This is a genomic window from Pseudoduganella sp. RAF53_2 (assembly GCF_052113985.1).
Taxonomy (GTDB): domain Bacteria; phylum Pseudomonadota; class Gammaproteobacteria; order Burkholderiales; family Burkholderiaceae_D; genus Rugamonas.
The window spans coordinates 1-7,082 of record NZ_JBFRDW010000290.1; the positions used below are offsets into that span (position 1 = coordinate 1).

Sequence of the window (7,082 nt, forward strand, 5' to 3'; positions counted from 1 at the left end):
GGCCAGAGCTACTCCGACGAAGCCTGGCAGGAATGGTATGGCGACAAGACCGTGTCGGTCGTGACCAACTCCGGCAAATACGACGGCCTGCACTACAGCGCAGCGCTGGACGCGGTGGCCGCCGACCTGGCTGCCCAAGGCCTGGGCGAAAAGAAGACCACCTTCCGCTTGCGCGACTGGGGTATTTCCCGCCAGCGCTACTGGGGCACGCCGATCCCGATGATCCACTGCGATTCCTGCGGCGCCGTACCGGTGCCGGAACAGGACCTGCCGGTGGTGCTGCCGGAAGACTGCGTACCGGATGGCACCGGCAACCCGCTGAACAAGCATGAAGCCTTCCTCAAGTGCGACTGCCCGAAATGCGGCAAGCCGGCGCGCCGCGAGACCGATACCATGGACACCTTCGTCGACTCGTGCTGGTACTACATGCGGTATACCTCGCCCGGCTCGAACGAGGCCATGATCGACCAGCGCAACGATTACTGGATGCCGATGGACCAGTACATCGGCGGCATCGAGCACGCCGTGCTGCACCTGCTGTACGCGCGCTTCTGGACCAAGGTGATGCGCGACTTCGGCCTGGTCAAGTTCGACGAACCCTTCGTCAATCTGCTGACGCAGGGCATGGTGCTGAACGAAACCTATTACCGCGAAGACGCGGCCGGCAAGAAGACCTGGTTCAACCCGGACGACGTGGAACTGACCACGGACGACCGCGGCCGTCCGGTGTCGGCGCTGCTGAAGGCCGACGGCCAGCCGGTGGAGCTGGGCGGCACCGAGAAGATGTCCAAGTCGAAGAACAACGGCATCGACCCGCAAGCCCAGATCGAGCAGTACGGCGCCGATACGGCCCGCCTGTTCACCATGTTCGCCTCGCCGCCGGAGCAGACCCTGGAATGGTCCGGGTCCGGCGTGGAAGGCGCCAACCGCTACCTGAAGCGCGTGTGGAGCTTCGGCGTGAACCAGCGCGACGCGATCCGCGCCGCCGGTTCGCCGCTGTCCGCCGTGGCCGCCAGCGACGAAGGCAAGACCCTGCGCCGCGAACTGCACAAGATCCTGCAGCAGGCCGACTACGACATCAAGCGCATCCAGTACAACACCGTGGTGTCGGCCTGCATGAAGATGCTGAACACGCTGGAATCGGCGAAAACCGTGGAGCCGGCCGTGCTGGCTGAAGGCTATGCCATCTTCCTGCGCCTGCTGAATCCGGTGGCGCCGCACATCACCCACGTGCTGTGGCAAGAGATGGGCTATGCCGGCGACCTGCTGGACGCGCCATGGCCGCAAGTCGATCCCGCCGCGCTGGAGCAGAGCGAGATCGAGCTGATGATCCAGGTGAACGGCAAGCTGCGCGGTTCCGTCAAGGTGCCGAAGGCGGCCGACAAGGCGGCCATCGAAGCGGCCGCGCTGGCCGAGGAAAGCGTGCAGAAATTCCTCGAAGGCACGCCGAAAAAGGTCATCGTGGTGCCGGGCAAGCTGGTCAACATCGTGGTATGAGCATGACGACCTCCTCGACCTTCCGCTCCGGCGCGCGCACTGCCGTGCGCCTGGTGCGCGGCGCCGCGCTGGCGGCCGTGCTGGCGGGCGCGCTGAGCGCCTGCGGCTTCCACCTGCGCGGCGAAGGCGGCAACTACACCCTGCCGTTCGCCTCGCTGTACGTCGGCCTGCCGGACGGCTCGCCGCTGGCGATCGACCTGAAGCGCAACATCCGCGCCAACGGCCACACCACTGTGGCGCGCGTGGCCAAGGATGCGGACGCGTCGATCGAAGTGCTGACCGACCCGGAAAAAACCCGTACCAAGACCATCCTGTCGCTCAACAGCAATGGCCGCGTGCGCCAGTACCTGCTGAGCTACAACATCGTGTTCCGCGTGGTCGACAAGGCGGGCACGGAGCTGCTGCCGGCCACGCCGATCAACCTGTCGCGCCCGATCGACTTCAATGAAACCCAGCTGCTGGCGAAAGAGCAGGAAGAAGCCCTGCTGTACAAGGACATGCAGACCGACCTGGTGCAGCAGATGATGCGCCGCATGGCCGCCATCAAGCCGGCCGCCGCGCCGGCCGCCCCGGAAGCCGCGCCCGCCAATCCGGCCGCTCCGGCAGTGCCGATCACGCAGTAAGGCCGCCATGCAGCTGCGCGCCGAAGCCCTGGACGCCCACGTCGCCAAGACGCTGGCGCCCCTGTACGTGATCACCAGCGACGAGCACTTGCTGGCGCTGGAAGCGGCCGACAAGATCCGCAAGGCGGCCCGGGCGCAAGGCTATTCCGAGCGCGAAGTGCTGTCGGTCGAGCGCAGCTTCAAATGGGGCGAACTGCTGGCCGCCAATCAGGCCATGAGCCTGTTCGGCGACAAGAAGCTGATCGAGCTGCGCATCCCGTCCGGCAAGCCGGGCAAGGATGGCGGCGCCGCGCTGCAGGCCTACGTGAAAGACCTCGGCCCGGACAACCTGACCCTGATCACCCTGCCCAAGCTGGACTGGCAGACGCAGAAAGCGGCCTGGGTGGCGGCCCTGCAGCAAAGCGCGGTGTATATCGACATCCCGAACATCGAACGCAGCGCGCTGCCGGGCTGGATCGCCAACCGCCTGGCCGCGCAAGGCCAGAGCGCCGAGCGCGCCAGCCTGGACTTCATTGCCGACCGGGTGGAAGGCAATCTGCTGGCGGCGCACCAGGAAATCCAGAAACTGGGCCTGCTGCACGAAGCGGGCAAGCTGTCGCACGAGCAGGTGCAGGACGCGGTGCTGAATGTGGCGCGCTACGACGTGTTCAAGCTCAGTGAGGCCATGCTGGCGGGCGACCCGGCGCGCCTGATCCGCATGCTGGAAGGCTTGAAAGGCGAGGGCGAAGCCCTGCCGCTGGTGCTGTGGGCGGTGTCCGAAGAAATCCGCACACTGCTAAAATTAAAGGCAGCGATGGCGCAAGGCCGTCCGCTGCCGGCCCTGCTGAAGGAATACCGGATCTGGGGTCCGCGCGAGCGCATGATGGAGCCGGCCCTGCGCCGCGTTTCGCTCGCCACGCTGGAAGCGGCCATGCAGCAGGCCGCGCAAGTGGACAAGATGGTGAAAGGCCTGCGCGCGAAGAGTTTCGCGGGCGACGCCTGGGACGCCATGCTGCAGCTGGCATTGAAGGTAGCACGAGGATAAAAGAGGACGCATCGTGGACATCAAGCAGTACATGGAAGACATCGGCAAGCGCGCCCGCGCCGCCTCGCGCGGCATGGCGCGTGCCGACAGTGCGCAGCGCAACCGCGCACTGGAACTGATCGCCGCCGCCATCGAGCGCGAAGCGCCGGCCCTGCGCGCAGCCAATGAGCAGGACATCGCCGCCGCGCGCGCCAGCGGCCTGGCGCCGGCCATGCTGGACCGCCTGGCGCTGTCCGACAAGGCGATTGCCACCATGATCGAAGGCCTGCGCCAGATTGTTGCGCTGCCTGATCCCATCGGCGAAATCTCGAACATGAAATTCCGCCCGAGCGGCATCCAGGTGGGCCAGATGCGCGTGCCGCTGGGCGTGATCGGCATCATTTACGAAGCCCGTCCCAACGTCACCGTGGACGCGGCCGGCCTGTGCATCAAGAGCGGCAACGCCACCATCCTGCGCGGCGGCTCGGAAGCCATCCACTGCAACCGCGCCCTGGCGAAACTGGTGGCCGAAGGCCTGCAAGGCGCGGGCCTGCCGGCCGATGGTGTGCAAGTGGTCGACACCACCGACCGCGCCGCGGTGGGCGCCCTGATCACCATGCCGCAATACGTGGACGTGATCGTGCCGCGCGGCGGCAAGGGCCTGATCGCGCGCCTGATGGAAGAAGCCACGGTGCCGATGATCAAGCATCTGGACGGCATCTGCCACGTCTACATCGACGCCAAGGCCGATCTCTCCAAGGCGCTGGACATCGGCTTCAACGCCAAGTGCCATCGCTACGGCACCTGCAACACCATGGAAACCCTGCTGGTGGCGCGTGCCGTCGCCGCCGAGATCCTGCCGCAGCTGGCGCAGCGCTACGCCACCGAACAGGTCGAACTGCGCGCCGACGTCGAGGCTTACGCCATCCTGTCGGCCGCCGGCTACCCGCACCTGGCGCACGCCACGGACGAAGACTGGGCCACCGAATACCTGGCGCCGATCCTGGCGGTGCGCGTGGTGGACGGCCTGGATGCTGCCATCGAGCATTGCAACAACTGGTCGTCCAAGCACACCGAAGCGATCGTCACCGAAGACTACAGCGCCGCCCTGCGCTTCCTGCGCGAAGTGGATTCCTCGTCCGTGATGGTGAACGCTTCCACGCGTTTTGCGGACGGCTTCGAATACGGCCTGGGCGCCGAAATCGGCATTTCCAACGACAAGCTGCATGCGCGCGGCCCGGTCGGCCTGGAAGGCCTCACCTCCCTCAAGTACGTGGTGTTCGGCCACGGCGAGGTACGTAAATAAAGGAACTCCATGCTCTGGGTTAAAGCGCTGCACATCGTCTTCATCGTCTCCTGGTTCTCCGGCCTGTTCTACCTGCCGCGCATCTTCGTCAATCTGGCGATGGAAGTGCCGGGCCCCGCCACCGAGCGCCTCTTGACGATGGGCCGCAAGCTGTACCGCTTTACCTCGATGCTGGCCGTGCTGGCCGTGGTGTTCGGCGTCTGGCTCATGTGGCTGCAATACGGCGGTCAGCCGGGCGGCATGAAGCTACCGGGCTGGCTGCACGCCAAGCTGGCCTTCGTGGTGCTGGTGCTGGGCTACCACCACGCCTGCGGCTCCCTGCTGAAAAAATTTGAACGTGGCGTGAACCAACGCAGCCACGTGTTTTACCGCTGGTTCAATGAAGTGCCTGTGCTGATGCTGCTGGCGATCGTGATCCTCGTGGTCGTCAAGCCATTCTGAAAGGTCTTCCATGACATCTTATTTCTGCCCATGCCCGCGCGGCATGGAAGCGGCGCTGGCTGAAGAACTGGGCGAAATCGCCCAGGGCAGCCCGACGCTGAAAGTCCACAACCAGGTGCCGGGCGGCGTGCACTGCTCGGGCGACCTGTACGACGCCTACCGCATCAACCTGCATTCGCGCATCGCCTCGCGCGTGCTGATGCGCATGGCCGTCTGCCACTACGACAACGAGAACGACATCTACGACCTGGTGCTGGGCACGGCCTGGGAAGAATGGTTCGGCATCGACCACACCATCCGTGTGGATGTCACCGCCATCAAGTCGCCCTTGAAGTCGCTGGAATTCATCACGCTGAAGATCAAGGACGCCGTGTGCGACCGCTTCCGCGACATGTACAACAAGCGCCCGTCGGTCGACACGCGCGAACCGGACATGCGCATTGTCGGCTTCCTCGACCAGCGCCAGTTCATCATTTATCTGGACACCTCGGGCGAAGCGCTGTTCAAGCGCGGCTGGCGCAGCGAAACGGGCGACGCGCCGCTGCGCGAAAACCTGGCGGCCGGCCTGCTGCGCGTGGCGGGCTGGAAACCGGGCATGCCGCTGTTCGACCCGATGTGCGGTTCCGGCACCATCCTGTGCGAAGCGGCGCAGATGGTGCAGGGCATCCCGCCCGGTGCACGGCGCCGCTTTGCATTCGAGAAGTTCTATGATTTCGATCCACAGCCATGGGAAGAGATGAAGGCGGCCATCAAGCCGCGTCCTCTGCCGACTGAGCCAACCATTTTCGGTTCCGATATTTCGGGCGATATGGTGGCGATGGCGCGCCACAACCTGAAGAGCGCGGGCATCCTGTTCGACGTGCCGCTGAAGCAGATCGAAGCGCAGCAGGTGCAGGCGCCGACGGCGGAACCGGGCATTTTGCTGACCAACCCGCCGTACGGCGAGCGGATTGGCGTGCGCGGCGACGCGTCGCTGGAAGAGGACGAGCTGGCGAAGTCGTTTTATGCCGCGTTCTCCGGCACGCTCAAGCAGCGCTTTGCCGGCTGGACGGCCTACTTCTTCACGGCAGACCTGGGCCTGCCCAAGCTCCTGCGCCTGAAAGAGGCCCGCAAGACCCCATTCTTCAACGGCGCGCTGGAATGCCGCCTGTTCCGCTTCGACATGGTCGCCGGCTTCAACCGCAAAACCACGGGAACCACGGGGTCAGGAACCACGGGGTCAGATCCGACATTCGTACAAGAGTCTGCTTCCGGCGCCCCGGCGCGCGCAGACCAGGGGCTGGGGTCAGATCCGACATTCGGACAAAAGCGCGGCCGTGAGGCCGGCGCCGAGCAGAGCGCGGCGCAGGAGGCGGCTAAGCCAGCCAGCGCGGCTGCGGCACCGGTAGCACCGGCTGCCGCTGGTCCGTGGGCGGGGGCGAAGGCGGGCGGAGGGTCAAGCGCAACGGGAAGTGCATCGGGCGCGTCCACCGGCGGCGCTACATCGGATGCCGGCGATGCGCCGGAGCCGGCCAAGATGCGGCGAGCGCCGGCACCCGCCACGCAGCCGGCGCGCCAGGCAAGGCCGACCTTGTCGCGGCCGCCGCGTCCACCGCGCAAGGGGAGCTGATTTCTCATGATGCCCCAGCCGCCAGCGAGCGTTCCTGCCGATCCTGAAGCCGACGTTCCCTCACCTGAAGTACCGCATCGCAAGCCGCTGGGGCCTGCCGCACTGGCGACAGTGCTGGCCGGGCTGTCCATGCTCGGCCCGTTTTCCATCGACGCTTATCTCCCTGCTTTCCCCAACATCCAGGCCAGCCTCAACGCCACAGCGGTCGAGGTCCAGCAATCGCTGACAGCCTACCTGCTGGCCTTTGCCGGCATGGTGCTGTGGCACGGCGCGCTGTCCGATGCGTTCGGACGCCGCAACGTCATCCTGGTCAGCCTGGTCACTTTCTGCATCGGCACCTTCGGCTGCGCCGCCGCGCACAGCGTGCAATACCTGTGGGTATTCCGCGTGATGCAGGGCGTGTCGGCCGGCGCCGGCGTGGTGGTCGGCAGGGCCATCATCCGCGACCTGTATGCGGACGCCGCCGCCGCAAGGCTGCTGTCGATGGTGACCATGATTTTCTCCATCGCCCCCGCCGTGGCGCCCGTGATGGGCGGCTTCATCGTGAAGTATTCCRACTGGCGCAGCATTTTCCTGTTCCTGGTCGGCTACACCATCCTGCTG

6 protein-coding genes and 1 pseudogene are annotated in these 7,082 nt (G+C 65.8%); all 7 read left to right on the forward strand.

Annotation, left to right across the window (positions count from 1 at the left end):
- A partial coding sequence (locus AB4Z11_RS17585; RefSeq protein ID WP_442026532.1) for a class I tRNA ligase family protein occupies positions 1-1,497 on the forward strand: 1,497 nt, incomplete at its 5' end.
- 2 nt (positions 1,498-1,499) lie between these two features.
- The gene (locus tag AB4Z11_RS17590) at positions 1,500-2,120 is read left to right on the forward strand and encodes an LPS-assembly lipoprotein LptE (RefSeq protein WP_442026537.1); all 621 of its coding nucleotides are present in this window, start codon (positions 1,500-1,502) and stop codon (positions 2,118-2,120) included.
- A gap of 7 nt (positions 2,121-2,127) precedes the next feature.
- Positions 2,128-3,144, forward strand: a complete 1,017-nt coding sequence (gene holA, locus AB4Z11_RS17595) for a DNA polymerase III subunit delta (RefSeq protein WP_442026533.1) — start codon at positions 2,128-2,130, stop codon at positions 3,142-3,144.
- Between the two features lie 13 nt (positions 3,145-3,157).
- A complete protein-coding gene (locus tag AB4Z11_RS17600; RefSeq protein ID WP_442026534.1) occupies positions 3,158-4,429 on the forward strand; it encodes a glutamate-5-semialdehyde dehydrogenase in 1,272 nt (423 codons plus the stop codon).
- 9 nt (positions 4,430-4,438) lie between these two features.
- Positions 4,439-4,870, forward strand: coding sequence for a CopD family protein (locus tag AB4Z11_RS17605; RefSeq protein ID WP_442026535.1), 432 nt, complete (start codon positions 4,439-4,441; stop codon positions 4,868-4,870).
- A gap of 10 nt (positions 4,871-4,880) precedes the next feature.
- Positions 4,881-6,056 (forward strand): annotated as a pseudogene (locus AB4Z11_RS17610) (THUMP domain-containing class I SAM-dependent RNA methyltransferase); the annotation flags it as partial.
- 429 nt (positions 6,057-6,485) lie between these two features.
- Positions 6,486-7,082 (forward strand): MFS transporter (locus tag AB4Z11_RS17615; RefSeq protein WP_442026536.1); only part of this gene is annotated, 597 nt, incomplete at its 3' end.

Bases quoted from the DNA above. Each gene is read 5' to 3' on its own strand.
- AB4Z11_RS17590 (WP_442026537.1), top strand. From the start codon at position 1,500: ATGACGACCTCCTCGACCTTCCGCTCCGGCGCGCGCACTGCCGTGCGC.
- holA (WP_442026533.1), top strand. From the start codon at position 2,128: ATGCAGCTGCGCGCCGAAGCCCTGGACGCCCACGTCGCCAAGACGCTG.
- AB4Z11_RS17605 (WP_442026535.1), top strand. From the start codon at position 4,439: ATGCTCTGGGTTAAAGCGCTGCACATCGTCTTCATCGTCTCCTGGTTC.